We start from the raw sequence: 18,198 nt of genomic DNA, 5'->3' as shown, positions 1-18,198 counted from the left end.
CGCGCTGACCACTCCTTCTCGTCAGGAAGTCTTTTTTTGCTAACGAATCAACAAGGACACCACATCCGGTGAAAAACCAAAAAGTCGCAATAAAACCACGACGATCCAGCCCAACGCCAAAAAAGGCCCAAAGGGGATCTCCGACTTCCGGCCATAACGGCCGCCCACCATACCAACCAGCCCCCATAACGATCCGAATAAACTGCCGATCGTCAGGGACCATACGGTCCAGAGCGGCGACAAAAACAAACCAAATACAGCCATAAATTTCACGTCACCGAGGCCCATACCACCGCGGCTGGCAACAAAGACCCCACCGAGCAAACCGGCCCCCGTCACACCGCCCAAAGCAGCTGACCAGAATTCCGGTGCCGCCGGTAACGATGGCCATGCCCAGAACCAAGGCCCCGATAAACAAAAGGGCAGTGCCAAGAGCAGCAAGCGATTAGGAATAATCAGATGATCCATATCGATACCGGTGATCGCCACCAAGATCGTCACCAGCACTGCCAACACCAGCCAGCGCCAATCCCAGGTCCCCAAGGCCAACAGCAAACCGGCAAACGATAGGCCCACGACCAGTTCCACTGCCGGATAGCGCCAAGCGATGGGCGCCGAACAATGGCGGCACCGTCCTCGTTGCCAGAGATAGCTTACCACCGGAAAAAGCTCATACCAACGCAAAGACGCATTACAAGACGGACAATGGCTGCCAGGCACAACCAGCGACTCTTCCCGTGGTAAACGATAGATCACCACATTTAAAAATGAGCCGATCGCCAACCCAAACATAAAAAGAATAAACGGCAACCCATAATCGGCCACAAACTCCATGCTGAAATATTCAACTCCCCCAAGTCTATTGCACCAATTGAAGATTCAACTTGCGGATTTGAAATTCCTGCACCGATGCAGGTGGCACATTTTTAATTACTGTATAAGGAATTCCTTCCTGAACCGCCATGACCGAAAACCCTGCCGCCACTTTGATCGGTTGCTGAGCCGGCGTTGTTCCATTAAGGGTCGGCACAATCTGAAAGCGCACTTGAAAAGAATCGCGCACATTCGGCGTCGGCGCTAAGACAATGGACGGTCCTTGGATGGTTTGGATGGTACCACCGCTTCGAATATCCCCTTCCTCATTCCCTGCGTTTTCTTGACCTCCGGAATTACTTTGTACCACGGGATTTTTGCCACCTGCTTCTGCTTGAGTCAGTAAGCGGTAACCGAATGAGCGATTGCCCATCGTGATCGCTCGCGCTAATTCTGTTGATTTCCAGGACGCTTCGCTTAATTCCGATTCCGTCAAGTAGCAAAGGTTGTCGATCGTCTGCGCTTTTCCCAGATCCGGGTTATTGTCCTTAAGATAGTCTACCTCATCATCGACTCGCCAGCGTACTACATCCCCCGTTTGCTCCGTTGCGAGCCTAAGATGCTTTAATTTGGCATTTAATTGCTTGCGAATAAAATAAATATAATGTTCCGCACCGGATCCAGCAGCATAACGAAGTTGGATATTCTCCAAGTGCTTCCGGGATCCATCGGATCCACTTTCAAAGAACACATAGCGTGCAATCGCCGCTGACATTGTTACGATGATCGTCAGCACGATCATGGCTAACGGCAATGCTCCGCGCTCGGAACGCCAAGCCTTGCGCATCACTTGCCTGATCACAGGCGGGCTCAATCGCTGGCTCAATCGAACCTCCCCCTTATTGCGTATAGATCCACAACTCATATTCCTTGAGATAGCGAAAAGGTGCTGCCGGATCTTTCGGATTCGTTTCGGAACCTTCCACGGTAATCACAATTTGATTTTCTACTTTAGTGCTCGACAAATTGCATGTCCATACCCCGGATCCGCTCGAGGTCGCCGGTAGCAACGCTAAACCATCATCACTTTTGATTTCTACTTTTACTACATCTCGTGAGTCCATCGGTGTTGCTTCTACCTTCATATAGCCACCTTTATAGGTTCCGGGGCTGTCATCATTATCGCGGTAGGTATAGTTCGTAATCCCCGCTAAATGGAATAAATCAGTGTTCTCTACCCAACTACCCGGTTCACCGGTTGTACTCAGCCAGAACTTTAAGTTTTGTAGATTTCCCCGGTCCAAACGAGGCGTCACTTTGGTTTGCATGGTAATCGTCTGTGCTTCCTCAGAACTAGCGCTATGGGTATCAGCATACAACATATTGATGCCGACATTCTTACCATCATAAGAAAAGAAATCAACTCCTGGAGCCAACGGATAAATACGTATGGATGTGTACGTTATTTCTTGAGCAGTTCCATCCTTAACTGACAACGTATAGGCAGTACTGCCTGCGTTTTTTTTCAATTTGTACGTTTGATTTTGAGGAGAACCACTTTGATATCCTCTGGTTAACTCCATCGTAGTCTCATCGGATTTAACCTGAATGTTTACATGAAAAGCCTGTTGGATATCATCGATCAGCTGCCGAATGATTCGGCGATCTTCGAGGCGTACCGATGCACCGCGCTCTTCACGATAAAAAATCTCTGTATTCAAACGCAATATCGAAAAGACGGCTGTCAACAATATACTGAGAATCCCTATGGTCATCATCAGTTCGATAAGGGTAAAACCCCGTTGCTGTTTTTTCCTATCCAACTTCCATCACCACACGATCGTACTGCTCTATTTTTCGTCTTCAATCATCGCGGTGTTACATAAGTGGCTAACTCTACGGCATGTTCCTTCGTCGCTGCCGGCCAACGCACGGTCACGGTCAGTTTATTTAGCTGATTTAAATAAACCCATTCAGATGCAACGATATTTTCATGTTGTGAATCTGGATCTGTTTCGATGTTACTGATGTTTAGTTCAACCAGATAATTACCAGCGCTTGCATCCGTTTTCGTTTCATTAAAGTTACCTATTAGGAACTCTTCCCATGACGTTATCACCGTTTCATCGGGCATCGTTTGGTAAAGCAGATGATACCATTTTTGACTATCGGTGAATAACACCTTTTCATCGATCATGATCTTCTTAACTTTTTCCAGTCGCTCTGTCGCCAGTTGCACGGCGACAGCTTTTTGCTTTTCTACTCGACTCAGTTTGCCGACTTCACTGTACAGTGAAAAAACCGGCAAGATACCAATAAATAAAATGGCGATCGTGATCATCAGTTCCACCATCGTAAAGCCAGCTGAACTCCGTTTCACCATCGCTTGTTCATCTTCCTTATCTCAAAAATAAAGCCATTCAGATTAGAAAAGGGGCGGTCGCCTTTCGGCGGCATCCGCCCCTTTTTCCTTAGAAAGCTACCTATACATGCCGTAAATTCTATTGAATGTCTTTCTTTACTATGTTGGGATCTGTTATCAACTTGCCTGCACCATCATAAGCGTTCAAATCAACCGTTAATTTACCACTTGACGAATAGATATCCACAATGATGGCTCCTGCTCTTGCAGATGCCGGGTCAGTCATAGCAGTTTCAGCAGTAGTAAGCGTAGCAGCTTTTAATACTGCAACGGCCGGAGCAGTTGCTGCAATTTCAGTCTGGAGAGCTATGTCTTCCGCAACTCTTGATTTACTGTACGGGTTTGACAGATTACCGTTTAATTTTGCTACTAATGCAGCTTGGAAAGCAGTTGGCCCATTGCCATCGGCGTCATCGGTATCATAGTTTGGCAACAAACTGTTGACTGCGGCCTCTACTGTGCGAGCATTCGAGGCAACCCCTGAGTCTTTCGCTGTGTCCTTCATAAAGCCCATCCGTGGAATGAGAACCGCCGCCAGGATACCGATAATCGCGATGACGATCATCAGTTCCACCAAGGTAAACCCTTTTTGCGACTTTTTGTACCGTTCAAATAGTCCCCTCATTTCTTTCTCCTCCTTGAAAATTTTTTATTGAGCAGCCGGTCCGCTGGGACCGATCATCTCAAACATCGGGAGAAACATGGCAATCACGATAACGCCAACGATAATACCCATGATCACCATCAAGATCGGCTCGATCACCGATGACATGCGCCCGACGATGGTCCCGACTTCGGTATCGTAGTAGTCGGCGATTTTCTCCAGCATTTGATCCAGCATACCGGTTTCTTCGCCGACACCGACCATTTGCACGACCATCCGAGGAAACACAGGATTGGTATTCAGCGGTTCATAGATGCCCATACCGCGGGTAATGCTTTCCTGCGCATTGCCAATCCCCTCGCTGACCACCAAGTTACCGACGGTTTTCTTGACCACTTCTAAGGACTGCATCAACGGCACACCGCTTTTGAGCAGCGTACCTAAGGTACGGGTAAAGCGCGCCACGGCAACTTTCAACAGCAATTCACCGAAAAAAGGAATCTTGAGGATGTATAGATCGCGCAAATAGCGCATCGATGCTTGTTTCATCGCCTGCTGGTACGTTAGGGCGGCAACCAAAACTGCCACAAAACCAAGATACCAGTAGTCTTGTACTGCATAAGCAATCGCCAAGACAATCCGGGTAATCAGCGGCAATTGCACATCCATATCGGTAAGCACTTCCGAGAACGTAGGAATCACATAGCCAATCAAAAACGCTACAACACCCACGGCCACAATCGAGATGATCACCGGATAGATGATCGCTGATTTGGCTTTGCTTTGCAGATCATTTTCTTTTTCGAAGTGCGTTGCTAAACGAAGCATGATCTCATCGAGAATCCCGCCCAGTTCTCCCGCTTCCACCATGCTGACAAAGATATCGGGAAAAACCTTCGTATGCTTGCTAACCGATGCGGAAAAGGTATTTCCTTTACGCACATCATCAATAACACTGTTCATCGCCTGGCGAAAGGCCTCATTACGCCCCTGTTCCTGTAAGATGACCAGCGCATTATAAAGCGGTACACCAGCATTGAGCAGCGTGGCAAACTGCCGGCAAAACAACACCAACTCGGCGGCTTTCATTTTGCGCTGAAAAAGGGCGTCTAAGGAAAGAGAGTTACCGGCTTTGCTTTGTTCTTTGATAGCTTCAACAGTAATTACAAAAAGGCCATTTTCTCGCAATCGCAGCGCTACCGCCTGTGCGGCTTCGCCTTCCATGGTCCCCTCACGGGCCGCACCTGATTGCTCGCGCACCTTGTATCGGAACGTAGGCATGCTATATCACTCCGATGCGCCCTTGGCATCTTTGCCAGTTAGTAGTGGTAACGCAAATTATATCGATTACTTGCAACAGATATGCCCTTAATTCGTTAAAAATCATTGTTTTCCTGCATTCACTTTGCCATATAACTACTTTTTTTGTACACGTTCCTGTGTGGATTCGGTGAAATATCCTATCCAATGTCATTTTCAGTATAGCATTCGTTGCTTACAGAATGCTTACAAAAGGCTACATAAAATCGTGCATGATATACCGTTGGAAGGCTTCCGGATCGGCGGAACGCTTCATGGCTTCTTGCGCTGTCACCATTCGTTTAGCGATCAACGCACGCAGGGCCATATCCATCGTTTGCATGCCCATTTTACTGCCCGTTTGCAGCGTCGATACGATCTGATGGGACTTACCTTCACGGATCTGGTTGCGCACTGCATGGGTGACGACTAAGATCTCTTGGGCTACCACCCGCCCGCGCCCGTCCATCCGCGGAATCAGTTGTTGCGACACAACGGCCTGTAGTACTGCTGCCAACTGCACGCGAATTTGCGCTTGTTGACTTGGCGGAAAGACATCGATCACCCGATCAATGGTTTGGACCGCATCATTGGTATGCAGTGTTGCAAAGACCAAATGGCCCGTTTCCGCCGCTGTAATGGCGGTACTAATCGTTTCTAAGTCACGCATCTCACCGACCAGCAATACATCGGGATCTTGCCGCATCGCCGCCCGCAATGCTTTGGCAAACGATTCGGTATCGAGCCCCACTTCACGCTGGTTGACCACACTTTTGATATGGGGATGCAAAAACTCAATGGGATCTTCCAAAGTGATGATATGGGCCGCCCGTTCCTTATTGATGAGATCGATCATGGCCGTCAGGGTCGTCGACTTGCCGCTTCCGGTCGGACCCGTGACCAGTACTAAGCCGCTCGTTCGCCGGGCAAAGGTAGCCAGTATCGGCGGAAGATTCAGTTCTTCAAAAGTAGGCACATAAAAAGGAATCACACGAATGACCATACCGACTGAACCGCGTTGACGATAGCAGTTGACACGGAAGCGGCCGATGGCAGGAATGGCATAAGCAAAATCAAGATCACCGGCTCGTTCAAAGGTGGCCCGTTGCTTGTCATTCAGCAATTGGCCCATGATGCGCGCTGTGTCATCCGGGGTTAGCACTTGCGCCCACGCTGCACCAATGGTCTGCTCTGCTAATGGCGGCTCCGTGGCCGGCACCATTTCACCATGCATGCGAAATACCGGTGGCAATCCTACGGTAATATGAACGTCTGAGACTTTTTGCTTCACCGCAAAGGTGAGTATCGAATCAATATCCATGATTAGCTCCCATCTTCTATCTTCGATCTTTCATTATTCTGTCGTATAGGCTACGCGCATGATTTCTTGGACCGTCGTCAATCCCTGCATGACTTTCTCGATACCGTCATCACGCATGGTATACATGCCGTTGCGTATCGCCGCACTGCGCACCGTATCGGTCGCGGCTTTTGCTAAAATCTGCTCGCGCACGTGGGACGTAACCGGCATGACCTCTTGAATCGGCAAGCGCCCTTTATAACCGGTATAATTGCAAGCAAAACAGCCTTTTCCTCGATGCAGCACCGCCGATGCTTCCCGATCAAGGCTGAGAAATAGCCGTTCTGCCGATCCCGGTTCCGGCTCATAGGATTCTTTACAATGGGGACAAATCTTGCGTACCAACCGCTGGGCCAGGACACCAGTCAGGGAGGAACCCACCAAAAACGGTTCCACTCCCATATCGATGAGCCGGGCAATGGCCCCGGCAGCGTCATTGGTATGCAGCGTGGAAAAGACCAGGTGGCCCGTGGTGGCTGCCCGAACGGCAATATCGGCCGTATCGCCATCACGAATCTCACCAACTAAGATCACATCGGGATCCTGCCGAAGAATCGAACGCAGCCCACTGGCAAAGGTGACGCCGGCCTTGACGTTGACTTGCACTTGATTGATCCCCGGCAACACATACTCCACCGGATCTTCAATAGTCACGATGTTTTTTTCGGAACTGTTAATATCGGCAATCGTCGCATACAGTGTGGTGGTTTTCCCGGAACCGGTGGGCCCGGTGACCAGCACGATCCCAAAGGCATTGCGAATGAGCTTACGATACATCTTTAATGGATCTTCGCGAAAGTGCAGGTCCTCCAACTTGTAGAACATGTTGGCTTTGTCCAAGAGACGGATGACGCATTTTTCGCCAAAGATCGTTGGCAGCGTCGACACCCGGAGATCAATCGGTTTTTTGTCCAGTTTGATCTGAATCCGGCCGTCTTGGGGCACGCGCTTTTCAGCAATATCCATCTCGGCCAAAAGTTTGATTCGTGACATTAACGAAGCATGGGCATGCTTGGCGATCGTCATCATCTCCCGAAGCATGCCGTCGACACGATAGCGCACTTTAATATTTTGCTCATTGATTTCAATGTGAATGTCGCTCGCCCGATCCTGCACGGCTTGCTGGAGGATCATATTGACCACCCGTACGACCGGGGCATCGGCACCTGCATCCATCCGATCGAGATCGAGCATGTCCAGTTCGCTCATACTGCCAGGCATGTCATTCGATCCACCGGCCGCCGCTTCCAAGACGCGTACGGCTGCGCCCCGCGATGCCCCCATGCCATAGACTTGATTGAGAATCGATTCAATATCTTCTTCCGTGGCGATAACCGGATCGACATCCAGTTTCGTAGCCATCTTAACATCATCCATGGCGATGACATTCAAGGGATCGGCCATGGCGACGGTAAGCCGCTTTTCGTTACGTTTCAATGCCAAACATTTATGTTGCCGGCAAATGGATTCCGGTATTAAGCGGATAACTTCCGGATCGGTGGAAAATTTCAACAAGGACACTTGCGGAATGCCCAGTTGAAACTCTAAGATCTCATTAATTTGTTGTTGGGAAACAATTTTGGACTTCGTAAGAACTTTACCAAGACGCTCCCCAGTTTTCTTCTGAATTGTTAACGCTTCCTGCAATTGCTCACGGGTGATAATTCGATATTCGACTAACAGATCCCCAAGCATTTTGCGTTCTGCTTTCGCCATGATGCCTCCCCCATAAGTCTAATGGTTACGATCGAGTACCTACATTAGTTTCTTCTCTTCCTGTAAATTTTCCTTTTTTACAGATATGAATTTGTTTAAGACAAAAGCCGTCATCGCAATCAGCGTTGACGGCTTTTACCATGATTACACTTTTTACGGACGAATTGACAACTGCGCAATGGGATAATTATAAGCAATTTCTTCATCAAACGTTACATAATCCAGATTAACCATGAGGAGTAAGTAGCGTTTTCCCGTTTTCGGGCAACTGATAATCACGTGATCACGGCCGGCGGCCTCAATGATTCCCTTAAATACTTTGGCATTCCACTGGGTGTTTTCTTCATAGGTCATGTAGAAGGTGCCCAGTTTACCTTTGTTAAGGCGTAAGATATTTTCGATATACGATTGTTCGACCGGCAGCATACCCGGTGCTTCGGTTCCTGTACGGGGAATCAATCCACCGCTGGGGGGCAGCATCGGCACAAGTTGTTCGGGCATCGTTTGCGGCGCTGTACCCGGCATGGTTCCCGGCATGACACCCGGCATCGTTCCCGGCATGACACCCGGCATCGTTCCCGGCATGACACCCGGCATCGTTCCCGGCATGACACCCGGCATCGCCCCTGGCATCCATCCCGGATGTACCCCCGGCATCCATCCCGGCATGGTTCCTGGCATGCAGCCTGGCATGTAACCCGGCATGTAGCCCGGCATCGGTTCCGGTGTACATGCCGGTGTTCTTCCTGGCATCCATCCTGGCATGGGCTCGGTTTCCTCCGGCATCATACCTGGCATCGGATACAGGGGCGGCATGGTATATCCCGGTTCGCAGGGCATGGACGGAAGCGATACAGGTTCTTTTTTCATCGGTGGCGTCCCTCCTAATTCCGGTACTTCCGGTTCCTTTGCTTCGGGTTCCGGTACTTTCGGTTCAGTTACTTCGGGTTTGGTTCTCATCGGCGGCACTGGCGGCTTCTCGATTGGCGGCATTGCTGGTGGCATTGCTGGCGGCATTACTGGCGGCATTGCTTCCGGAGCTCGCTCATCCGGTGGCATCCATCCGGGCTCTTGGGACATGGGTGGATTACCCCAATTTGAAGGTAGATCCGGCAGGGGGGCTACCGGTTGTAACGGTGTTAATGGTGGTTGCGCGGCCACCGGCGGTATCGTCGGTTTCACTTCTCGCAGTATTCTTTCTGTCCTGTCAGCGAATTCTCCGCTGAACCGGTTGTAATCATCAGCGTACAGGTCAAACAACAATCAGCACCTCGGCTTTCTCGTCTTGACGGAGCCATTCAACCGTCAGATTTCTTCACGGCTACGGGCAACCTTAGAGTTACAGGCAGCGTTAATATACCCGCGGGCAATCACTAGTTGAAGGTTGATAAAAACAATGGGCCTTAAACCGTCCGGAACCTTGCTGGTTGTACCATCGCCCTGGGCAATTGCCTGCCGGTCGGAAGAACCATAAGGCATTGCGCGCCGGGTGGACTTTTTCGCCGTTGATCACCCGTTGGGCCAATCTTTTTTCTTTATTGCGCGCACGCTGATAAAAATAGGGTTTTTCGACGGCTTCGTAACCTCCGGGAGATTGGAAGACCATTTGCTGCATCGTGCGGATATTTTTAAAATCCAGACAATTGCCTAAGATACGATTGACTCCGACATTGCCGACCATCAACATACCTAAATCGCCTTCGCCCTCGGCTTCAGCCCGTATCAATCGTGCCAGTAAATCAACGTCTGATTTTGTCGCTTTGATTACCGCCACAGGCTCACCTCTTTTCTGCTCGCTTGCATGGGCAGTATATGCGGGCAAAAAAAAACGGTCACTGTTGTGACCCGTGACCTGGAGATCGCACTAAAAAAATAACCTGCAGACACGGTCTGCAGGATGGCAAATTAATTACTGTACCCTGGCATACATTCATTACCCTAAAAACTAAAGATTTGTGTTGTTACCGTTGAAGCCATTGTAAGGAACATTACTGATCTTAACTACACCGTTAGCGTAGTTGTACTCAATGTTATTCGGTCCTTTTGGCCAACCGCCGCTCTGGAAGTAGTTTTTCAATTGGGTTTCGTTGGGGAAGTCTGTCCTGTTTTCTTGAGCTTGCCATTGCGATACGGCTCCGTGAATCATGCGGGCATTGGAACGTGTTGTTTTATCCATGGCTGACTCCTGTGCTTTTGTATACATCGGAATGGCAATAGCTATCAGGATTCCAATAATCAATACGACAACCATCAGTTCTACGAGAGTGAAGCCTTGTTTTTTCTTCTTGAGACGGCGGAATGTTGCTAACACTAATTTTTCCTCCTTCTGAATATCAGACCTATTTCTTGCGTAACTCTTTTTCTATTTTATGCATTCTTCATGTAACACCCAAGATGTAGGTTCTAAATCTTCCATGAGAGTTCCCTACTACACATCCGTTTTCCGTCTCCTGGGGCTTATGCGCCAGAAGTACAAACTTGCCAATGAATAATTTCCTCTATGGGTATTTATCGTAATAAATCTAGGGCATCTTTAGCACTTGTTCAATACTGAATTGATATTTCTACATATTTTTTATTTTTAAAAAACATCCCGCAGACCAGGTCTGCAGGACTATGTATTTGTATGCTGTACCCTGGCATACATTCATTACCCTAAAAACTAAAGATTTGTGTTGTTACCGTTAAAGCCATTATAGGGAACGTTAGTGATCGTAACTACACCGTTAGCATAGTTGTACTCAATGTTATTCGGTCCTTTTGGCCAACCACCGCTCTGGAAGAAGTTTTTCAATTGGGTTTCATTGGGGAAGTCTGTCCTGTTTTCTTGAGCTTGCCATTGCGATACGGCTCCATGAATCATGCGGGCGTTAGCACGGGTTGTTTTATCCATGGCCGACTCTTGTGCTTTTGTGTACATCGGAATGGCAATCGCAATCAAAATCCCGATGATAAGTACAACAACCATCAATTCCACAAGGGTAAAGCCTTTTATATTTTTTTTGATACGCTTAAGCGCTTTACGCAAAGATTTCACCTCCTTTAAGCATAATATGGGCTTTTGTAGTTTAATAGAACCCATTAACCTATATTTATATTATGAGTTCCATCATCCTTTGATACCCAAGATTACAATAGCAGATATCTAACAAATATTCTCGAATGATATCTGCTTTCCTGTCTTGGGGTTCCTGCGGGGAAACCAGGGTACGAGAAAATAATTACATTTCATCGGCCAGATCTTTGATCATTTGGATCTTGTCCGGTGTTTCCTCTACCCAAAGAACATATTTCGGAGTGCCGCCACTAGCTTGGTCAGTGGTTCCAATGTCCCCTGAGATATTAAAGCTACTTAGCGCTACGCCAGAAAGTTCGCTAAGCAACGTTCTTTGTGTATTAAGACCTGTAAACGAAGGTGATGTGGCCACAGGCACACGGGTCTTGGAAATTGATAAATCCAAGCTGGCCAAGGCGCTGCGAACTTGATTCTCCATATATGTCGGGCAAATGATCATGATGTCTTTGGCAAATCTATCATTATTATACGATATTGCTTTTACATCTGCACCCAAATTAAATTCAGCTAATCGAGATTTAGCGTCTTTTGCTACGATATTTTTTAATTGATAGTTAAAGCTGGTCTGATCTTTTGAGCCCTGATTATCAAGTTGCGCCAGTAAGACATCAATCTGATCCCACTTACTAAACCAGTCTTTGTCGAAAACAAGTACGCGATCTTGTAGTTTTACGTAATGCTTAAATTTAATGCCGATGTCATCTAACAATTTAACTGCCCGATCAGGAGGAATTTGTTGTGTATTGATCGTCCTGTATTCAAGCGTAATATCCATGGTAGGTGTTTCCGCATTCTCGGGTCGATCAATCGAATAAATCACTTCCTGTACTTTTTGCATTGACTGTACAGTACCTTGTGCCCAGAACACGTATTCATTGGAGTCTAAGGATACTGCTTTTAGCGGAATGCCAAGCGCATTGATTAAGTCCATTGCTTTTTTGGCTTTCACGTTGACTGTATCAAAGCGAGTTACGATCATTTGATTAAAGAAATTATCGTTGAGAGTGCCCGACTCACCAACGACGATCACACCACCTTGTTCAATATAAGCGTAACCGTGGGTTTGGATCAACAATTCCAGAGCTTGTCGTGGTGTTACATTTTTAGTTTGAAACGTTATTTCTACCGCTTCCGTATCAACTAAAATGATATTGACACCCATCTTTAAAGCCAATGCTGAAAGCACGTCGCGCATATCCACATTGCGCACGTCCATCGAAATCTTAGATCCGCTGCTCAATGAATCGGTTTCACTTGCTGTCAGTATCTCCGTACCGGAATAAGCACTTGCCTGCGGTAATGGTGTTAAGGTCAGCGCGGTTGCGCATACACCAACGCACAATGCAGTAACTGCCCAAGTCGGCAAGCGCGCAGCGGAATGTTGTTTTTTGACGTTGTCATTTTTGACGACCATCATTGATTCCCTCCGCTGGCAGAAGTGCTCTTCACCGAAGTGTCCTTCGCAGCAGCATCCTTCGCCGTTTCTATCGTCGCTTTCTCAGGTGCTGTCGCCTGTCCTGCGGCAGCCTTTGTATCATTTTTCTTATCGACTGAATTGGTTATTTTTTCGCTTTTGTTGCGACCATTTAATTCTAACTTAATTTTTTGTGAATCAGATGCTAAGGTCACAGAATTAGCGGTAATTTCCGCAACGGACCAACCGTTACCGACTTGTGCTCCCAGTGCAGCGACATAGGAAGTTTTACCGTTTTCTATGATCGCCACATCGTTACCATCGCCACCCTTGATGATTCCTTTGAGCGTGATGGCCCCACTAAAGGGATCCCGCAGCAAGCTTGTATCATCAACGCTGCGTTGCGTTTCCGGTAAATACGTTAAACTTCGGGCCGCTTGTTTATCTACGGGCACCGCTTCTTCCGGTGCCGCTGCCCATGGCTTATTGACCAGCAGTACCGCTGCCAGTATTACTACCAGGAGCAAACCACCGCCGATGAATACTTTTTTCTGCAACTCTTTATCGGTATTTAATCTATCCATGAGTGCGGAAAACTGTTCATTAAGCGATTTTTCTTTTTCTCCTGCCACGAACTGCACCGTCCCTTTCTCTTACCGACTTATCCTATTGTGCATAAAATGCACTCGCTTTGATTTCCGCTCGAATGTCGCTTTGTCCTTCTTGATTTACATTGATTGAATCAATTCGTAATGCGCGTTTACTCTGCCTTAACTGGTCGGTGAGTTCGATGAGATTATTGTAGCTTCCCTTTATTGATAAAGTAAAGGGCATTTCTGTATATCCGTCCTGATTGATACGCGGAGCAAAATTGATTCTTGTTAGCTCCATACCGCTGATTGTAACTTGATGCTGAATGACTGTCAGCAACTGCGGTTCATCGGCTTGCTTCGGCATCAGTTGATCATAAAGAGCAGCCTTTTGTTGATTACTTTCGAATAATTCTTTTTGTTGTATGTATTCCCGAACTTGACTTTGCACCTGCGTGTACATTTTTTGTTCTTTACTTTCTTCTGCTTTTGCTTCGGCCAGTGCTGTGTATTGATAATAAATTAACCCAACAAATAAAAATAAAGCTATGATTGCGATAACCGTTTGTTTGGTATCTAGTTCTATCCCTTTTTTATCCTTCATCTGCTTTGCCCCCTTTCTCAGTTAGGGGTGCTGATTTGGGGGATTTGACTATGTCCGCTTTGATCTCAAACTGATAGACCGGTTGCCCATTGACATTTTGTGCCGATGTTGATTGGAAGCGCGCATTGGAAAGCGACGATACTTGTTCGGATCCTTTCAGCCATTCGGCCAAGTCCACGGCACTGTATGCCTGTCCCCGCATCGTTATTTCACCAAGCACAGATGCACTGGGTGGTGAAGCAGGCGCTTTCGTTTCAGCAGCAGGTTGATTTTGCTTTTGTGCAGAACCACCGTACGTTGCTGATAAGTCATTAAGCCACACACCGGAAGGTAAATGGATATTCATATCATGTAACGTTTGTGCCCAATTTGGCTGGTTGCCAGCCGCTTTGTTCAACAATGCATCGGCTTGATAGATGCGATCCATCATCCGAACGTAAGGAGCATACTCCAAAAGTTCCGCTTCTAAAGCAGTTCGTTTGGCTCGCAGATCTGCCGTATTGGTCTCAGTCATCCAGGTGAATACAGCTAGAACAGCAAATATAGCGAGGAAGATGGATACTGCGATTACTGCCGTTGTTTTTACGATAAGTTGGGTACGTTTTTGCTCTTCCCGTGATCGCAACTCCGGTGGGAGCAAATTAAAACGAACACTCACAGAATCAATCCTCCAATCCTCGCAAAGCTAATCCCAGGCAAACCGCAAACTCCGGAGCCTCGCGAACCAAGTCGAATCCAGGTACTGTATGAGGCAATGGAATTTGGGAAAGCGGTCGTGCTGAAGTAACGGGAACAGCCATCGCTTGGCCAACTTCTTCTGCCACTTCCGGTATTTTCGCACCTCGTCCACTCAAGATAATGCGATTAATTTCTGAAAGATTATTTTTAGAAAGAAAAAATTGAATTGTTGCCCGCAATTGATCACTTAATTCTTGTGCCCAAAGCGATACGGTTGATGATTCATTAGACTGGACGACTTCGATTTCTGCAGTGGAAGCTACTTCGTCCAAGCATATTGAATCCATCATTTTGATCATCTGTTGGACACCAAGAGGGATTTGACGTAAATAGCGTGGTATACCCTCGATTGTGATCATCAATGCTGTTTGTCCGTTGGCAATATCAATATAAACGGATACACCCTTTTTTTCTTCTTCACCGGTAGCGTGAAGCAAGGCAATTGGCGAAGCTTCGACAACCTTAGGGACAATCTCTGCGTTAGCTAAGGCACTGTAACAAGAACGCTGGTTTTCCAGTCGTGAAGCAACAAGAAGTAAGTCAAGGGCATTGCCTTCGGCTTTTTCAGCTTCACCGATGACGGCAAAATCCATGACCAGTTCAGCAAAAGGAATAGGGAAATACTCTTCTGACTGGTAGCGGAGCAATTGAGGGATCTTGGCTACAGGAACCTTAGGCAAGTTGACAGGCCGCAAAAATACGCCTTTATTAAAGATACCGAGAATCACTTCTTTGTTACGAATACCGACCTTTGCCCAAAGTTGCTTGAGGGCAGTCGCAACTACGCCAGTTTCTTGAACGATGCCCTCCACAACAGCCGTATCCGGAATGGGAACCAGACCTGCCGCAACTAAAACCGGATTTTTACGGGTGCCTTTTAATTCCACAACGCGAATACACCCGGTATCAAATTCCAGACCGACTGCACTGGATGGCTTAAAAAAGCTCAGCAAATGTCCACTCCCCCAATCGTTACCTAGAATACTGATGAATCTCTTATTTTGTGTACTGGATTATATGGCCAGGCCCAGATCCTAGGCCTGTTGGTAATGTTGTATTATTTAAAAGTATAGCAGTTTGTACTCGATAATAGTTTCCTACCCCTGGGTCCAAATCATCGTCACCGTACGGATCAGGCTCAGGATCAGGATCAGGATCTCTTGAAAGCGCTTGGCTATATACATAAATCCTAATTCCAAGAGTTGATTTATCATTTTTTTTACTATATCTACAAAAGGAGATAATCGGCAATGCTTCCTTGTTACTATTGGTAGGTATTCCTTTACCTAATGGTAGTTCCTCTGGTTCAGGTATATTTGGTTTATATATCTGTAACTTCGGCTCATTAGGATTCGTATCCTTATCAACTTTTATGTGGTGATATTTGTCGATTTCACTCATTTCAGTAACTATTTTTATTGTTTTAGCTTTTCTCACTTCTTGTATTATTCGTTCCATAGCAAAACGAGCATCTTGTTGTGCGTTTGTCTGTGCATACCCAAAGTTATAGCTATTGAAACTATAATCTATAAGAGAATATCCTATAGCAACAGTAAATCCTAGAATCATCGTAGCAACAAGTAATTCAGCCAACGCAAATCCCTGATTATGTTTATTTTTCAATTTCATTCACCATAGCATCCTATCACCCATCTTTCTTCTTTATGATTTAGCTATTGACTTCCAAATAACAGGCGAAACATCTCTTCCGTCGTCGGAAAAGCTTGTAGGTGAATTTTCGTCGGAAAAGTAAATAAACCCATTTGAATTGGCTATAACTACACGGTTACCAACTAATAACGCAGTATTAATAGTACCCGCTGTACTGCCTAAGACACTTGTTTCCCATACAGTACTGTCATCAGGTTTATAAGTCGCAAATTGTCCTTTTGTTCTAGTAAGAAAAAAACGATCGCCTATCCATGCCACATCCGTTAATGGTTGAGTACCTGATGGATTATCGAATTTTGGCATTTTCGTGTCATTATCAACAATATTTATAATTTTAGGGGATGATGATGTAACATTACCGGCTACAACAAAACGATCTTTACCTCGACTAACACCTACTAAATCAAATGGTTGTTTAATTGTTCCTGTAGAACTCCAATAGGTGATTGGAATCCATTCATTTGTTTTCTCAGTCAATCGATATAGATTTGTGGTAGATGTATTATAAAAACTAGCAGTAACCACAAAACCCTCATAAATTGAATCGGAAAGTCCCCCCCAAGCAACATCAGTATAATTAAGTGCAGAATCAGGAGTAATGTTTTCCCACTTGTTCCCATCAGCAGATTTATATACCGCATTCTTTCCTACAGCAATAAACTTACGATTGGTCCCATTTCCTCCCCAAGTTATTGCATTAAGTGGTTTAAATTTATTTTTATTGAGATCATCCTCAATCTTATTCCATCTACGCAAGTTCGTTGAAGTATAAATTTTGCCGTTACCATCAGCACCTTTTCCTACCATAACCCACATCTGATTAGTTGAAGAACCACACCAAATAAGGTTAGCAGGGGTAAAATCATACAACTCCGGTAAGTCAAATATTGTCCAATCGCTGCTGTCCGGATCAATATTCGGTTTATAATATAAGCCAATTACACCATTTCCATTGTTAACACCTGCGAATACTGCCCATGGATTGGCAAAGGCTGATGGGACATAGGCCTTAAGTTTATTTAGCGAGTCATCGCCATCGCCTGATTCTGTGGCGTACTTTTCAAGGCCAGTACCATAGATAACGACTTGTTTATTTGGCTCCCAGCCCAAATTAAAAAATCTTTTACTAGGTCCAGTAGAAGTGCTTCCTTTGGCCCTAAGGATTTGATCATCCATTTCATTAATTTTATAAAAAAGTGTTTGGTTTCCGTTCGCAGCTGTCTGAATTGCTCGATGGCTTAAGGCCATTATCTCAAAGAGCGCAATACTAACGATAGCTAAGATTGATAGTGTGACCAAGATTTCAGCCAATATAAAACCTGATGATTGGTTCGAACGTAGTTGTTGCATCAATCATCACCTCCAGCCTACTTCCAAGTTACCTGCGTCGCAAGCAATTCTATTGAAGGTGCAGCAACATCTTTAGGATTATGACTTGGATTTATCGTAGATATCTCTCGCAAATAAGATGTTCCTGACGGGATTTGTGCACCAGATTTGAAGTAAAAAACTTTATGTGAAATACTCTCATTGTAAACATCATTAATATAGACATTTTTAAAGTAGACTCTTCCATAATCGCTGTTACCAATTGTCACCCCTTCACCAGGTGGCAATTGAAGAACTAAAGAGTTTGCACTCGCCATGTTAATTGTGTCAGTAAAAACAATTGTACCGGAAGATAGCGTTAGAGACTTATTAGAGTCTGTCTAAAAACCCCCGCATCCCAAGGGGCGATTCAAAAAACGCATTATTCGATGGTATTTTGCACCATTTAAAGGTATTTTGACTTCGCATGTCGAATCAAATGAAGAAACGATCGATTCGAAAGCGAGGTTTTCTCCATGTTTCGATATGCTGATGACCCCCAAGGTAGCTTTTATAATCATGA

21 protein-coding genes are annotated in these 18,198 nt (G+C 46.1%); 1 reads left to right on the top strand and 20 read right to left on the bottom strand.

Annotation, left to right across the window (positions count from 1 at the left end; all coding sequences use genetic code 11):
• Window positions 1–39: 39 nt before the first annotated feature.
• From EDD73_RS03475 to gerQ, 9 genes are all read right to left on the bottom strand, one after another.
• Window positions 40–834 carry a prepilin peptidase gene (locus EDD73_RS03475; RefSeq protein ID WP_131918364.1) on the bottom strand — a complete coding sequence of 265 codons (795 nt, stop codon included), beginning with the start codon at window positions 832–834 and terminating at the stop codon, window positions 40–42.
• A gap of 25 nt (window positions 835–859) precedes the next feature.
• The gene (locus tag EDD73_RS03470; RefSeq protein WP_131918362.1) at window positions 860–1,699 is read right to left on the bottom strand and encodes a hypothetical protein; all 840 of its coding nucleotides are present in this window, start codon (window positions 1,697–1,699) and stop codon (window positions 860–862) included.
• Between the two features lie 13 nt (window positions 1,700–1,712).
• On the bottom strand, window positions 1,713–2,636 hold the full coding sequence (locus EDD73_RS03465; protein ID WP_131918360.1) for a PilW family protein: 924 nt from the start codon (window positions 2,634–2,636) through the stop codon (window positions 1,713–1,715).
• Between the two features lie 44 nt (window positions 2,637–2,680).
• Entirely contained in the window at window positions 2,681–3,196 is a 516-nt protein-coding gene (locus EDD73_RS03460) for a type IV pilus modification PilV family protein (protein ID WP_131918358.1), read from the bottom strand.
• A gap of 118 nt (window positions 3,197–3,314) precedes the next feature.
• Window positions 3,315–3,860, bottom strand: coding sequence for a type II secretion system protein (locus EDD73_RS15420; protein WP_279222074.1), 546 nt, complete (start codon window positions 3,858–3,860; stop codon window positions 3,315–3,317).
• Between the two features lie 24 nt (window positions 3,861–3,884).
• Complete coding sequence (locus tag EDD73_RS03450; protein WP_131918356.1) at window positions 3,885–5,120, bottom strand: type II secretion system F family protein; 1,236 nt, start codon at window positions 5,118–5,120, stop codon at window positions 3,885–3,887.
• 235 nt (window positions 5,121–5,355) lie between these two features.
• Window positions 5,356–6,459: a type IV pilus twitching motility protein PilT gene (locus EDD73_RS03445; RefSeq protein WP_131918354.1), complete on the bottom strand. Its 1,104-nt coding sequence runs from the start codon at window positions 6,457–6,459 to the stop codon at window positions 5,356–5,358.
• A 33-nt stretch (window positions 6,460–6,492) separates the two neighbouring features.
• Window positions 6,493–8,214, bottom strand: coding sequence for a GspE/PulE family protein (locus tag EDD73_RS03440; protein WP_131918352.1), 1,722 nt, complete (start codon window positions 8,212–8,214; stop codon window positions 6,493–6,495).
• Window positions 8,215–8,367: 153 nt separating this feature from the next.
• Window positions 8,368–9,084 (bottom strand): spore coat protein GerQ, encoded by a 717-nt coding sequence (gene gerQ, locus EDD73_RS03435; RefSeq protein ID WP_243116774.1) that lies wholly within the window; start codon window positions 9,082–9,084, stop codon window positions 8,368–8,370.
• On the opposite strand from gerQ, the gene EDD73_RS03430 reads away from it, so the two are divergent.
• The gene (locus EDD73_RS03430) at window positions 9,053–9,451 is read left to right on the top strand and encodes a hypothetical protein (RefSeq protein WP_131918350.1); all 399 of its coding nucleotides are present in this window, start codon (window positions 9,053–9,055) and stop codon (window positions 9,449–9,451) included. The two genes, gerQ and EDD73_RS03430, sit on opposite strands and share 32 nt — an antisense overlap.
• A gap of 114 nt (window positions 9,452–9,565) precedes the next feature.
• On the opposite strand, the gene EDD73_RS03425 is transcribed toward EDD73_RS03430, so the two are convergent.
• From EDD73_RS03425 to EDD73_RS15050, 11 genes are all read right to left on the bottom strand, one after another.
• The gene (locus EDD73_RS03425) at window positions 9,566–9,988 is read right to left on the bottom strand and encodes a cell wall hydrolase (protein ID WP_131918348.1); all 423 of its coding nucleotides are present in this window, start codon (window positions 9,986–9,988) and stop codon (window positions 9,566–9,568) included.
• A gap of 171 nt (window positions 9,989–10,159) precedes the next feature.
• Window positions 10,160–10,525, bottom strand: coding sequence for a prepilin-type N-terminal cleavage/methylation domain-containing protein (locus EDD73_RS15415; protein ID WP_131918346.1), 366 nt, complete (start codon window positions 10,523–10,525; stop codon window positions 10,160–10,162).
• A 351-nt stretch (window positions 10,526–10,876) separates the two neighbouring features.
• Complete coding sequence (locus EDD73_RS15410; protein WP_279222072.1) at window positions 10,877–11,242, bottom strand: prepilin-type N-terminal cleavage/methylation domain-containing protein; 366 nt, start codon at window positions 11,240–11,242, stop codon at window positions 10,877–10,879.
• A 193-nt stretch (window positions 11,243–11,435) separates the two neighbouring features.
• Window positions 11,436–12,707 carry an STN domain-containing protein gene (locus tag EDD73_RS03410; protein ID WP_131918343.1) on the bottom strand — a complete coding sequence of 424 codons (1,272 nt, stop codon included), beginning with the start codon at window positions 12,705–12,707 and terminating at the stop codon, window positions 11,436–11,438.
• On the bottom strand, window positions 12,704–13,336 hold the full coding sequence (locus EDD73_RS03405; RefSeq protein ID WP_131918341.1) for a hypothetical protein: 633 nt from the start codon (window positions 13,334–13,336) through the stop codon (window positions 12,704–12,706). The genes EDD73_RS03410 and EDD73_RS03405 overlap by 4 nt, the downstream gene beginning before the upstream one ends.
• A 34-nt stretch (window positions 13,337–13,370) precedes the next feature.
• On the bottom strand, window positions 13,371–13,898 hold the full coding sequence (locus EDD73_RS03400; protein ID WP_131918340.1) for a type IV pilus inner membrane component PilO: 528 nt from the start codon (window positions 13,896–13,898) through the stop codon (window positions 13,371–13,373).
• Window positions 13,888–14,556, bottom strand: a complete 669-nt coding sequence (locus EDD73_RS03395) for a PilN domain-containing protein (RefSeq protein WP_131918338.1) — start codon at window positions 14,554–14,556, stop codon at window positions 13,888–13,890. The genes EDD73_RS03400 and EDD73_RS03395 overlap by 11 nt, the downstream gene beginning before the upstream one ends.
• A gap of 4 nt (window positions 14,557–14,560) precedes the next feature.
• Window positions 14,561–15,589: a type IV pilus biogenesis protein PilM gene (gene pilM / locus EDD73_RS03390; RefSeq protein ID WP_165876294.1), complete on the bottom strand. Its 1,029-nt coding sequence runs from the start codon at window positions 15,587–15,589 to the stop codon at window positions 14,561–14,563.
• 43 nt (window positions 15,590–15,632) lie between these two features.
• Window positions 15,633–16,265: a PilW family protein gene (locus tag EDD73_RS03385; protein WP_131918334.1), complete on the bottom strand. Its 633-nt coding sequence runs from the start codon at window positions 16,263–16,265 to the stop codon at window positions 15,633–15,635.
• 33 nt (window positions 16,266–16,298) lie between these two features.
• Complete coding sequence (locus tag EDD73_RS03380) at window positions 16,299–17,657, bottom strand: pilus assembly FimT family protein (RefSeq protein WP_131918332.1); 1,359 nt, start codon at window positions 17,655–17,657, stop codon at window positions 16,299–16,301.
• Between the two features lie 359 nt (window positions 17,658–18,016).
• Window positions 18,017–18,198, bottom strand: a 182-nt coding sequence (locus tag EDD73_RS15050) for a hypothetical protein (protein ID WP_207668796.1), incomplete at its 5' end; no start/stop codon positions are given.

It is taken from the genome of Heliophilum fasciatum (assembly GCF_004341395.1).
GTDB lineage: Bacteria > Bacillota > Desulfitobacteriia > Heliobacteriales > Heliobacteriaceae > Heliophilum > Heliophilum fasciatum.
Note: the sequence above shows the minus strand (reverse complement) of the source record. Positions and strands in the feature narration are given on the sequence as shown.

Bases quoted from the DNA above. Each gene is read 5' to 3' on its own strand.
- EDD73_RS03430 (WP_131918350.1), top strand. From the start codon at position 9,053: ATGGACGGAAGCGATACAGGTTCTTTTTTCATCGGTGGCGTCCCTCCT.
- EDD73_RS03445 (WP_131918354.1), bottom strand. From the start codon at position 6,459: ATGGATATTGATTCGATACTCACCTTTGCGGTGAAGCAAAAAGTCTCA.
- EDD73_RS03475 (WP_131918364.1), bottom strand. From the start codon at position 834: ATGGAGTTTGTGGCCGATTATGGGTTGCCGTTTATTCTTTTTATGTTT.
- EDD73_RS03440 (WP_131918352.1), bottom strand. From the start codon at position 8,214: ATGGCGAAAGCAGAACGCAAAATGCTTGGGGATCTGTTAGTCGAATAT.
- EDD73_RS15420 (WP_279222074.1), bottom strand. From the start codon at position 3,860: ATGAGGGGACTATTTGAACGGTACAAAAAGTCGCAAAAAGGGTTTACC.
- EDD73_RS03400 (WP_131918340.1), bottom strand. From the start codon at position 13,898: ATGAAGGATAAAAAAGGGATAGAACTAGATACCAAACAAACGGTTATC.
- EDD73_RS03450 (WP_131918356.1), bottom strand. From the start codon at position 5,120: ATGCCTACGTTCCGATACAAGGTGCGCGAGCAATCAGGTGCGGCCCGT.
- EDD73_RS03380 (WP_131918332.1), bottom strand. From the start codon at position 17,657: ATGCAACAACTACGTTCGAACCAATCATCAGGTTTTATATTGGCTGAA.
- EDD73_RS03460 (WP_131918358.1), bottom strand. From the start codon at position 3,196: ATGGTGAAACGGAGTTCAGCTGGCTTTACGATGGTGGAACTGATGATC.
- gerQ (WP_243116774.1), bottom strand. From the start codon at position 9,084: ATGAAAAAAGAACCTGTATCGCTTCCGTCCATGCCCTGCGAACCGGGA.
- EDD73_RS03410 (WP_131918343.1), bottom strand. From the start codon at position 12,707: ATGATGGTCGTCAAAAATGACAACGTCAAAAAACAACATTCCGCTGCG.
- EDD73_RS03385 (WP_131918334.1), bottom strand. From the start codon at position 16,265: ATGAAATTGAAAAATAAACATAATCAGGGATTTGCGTTGGCTGAATTA.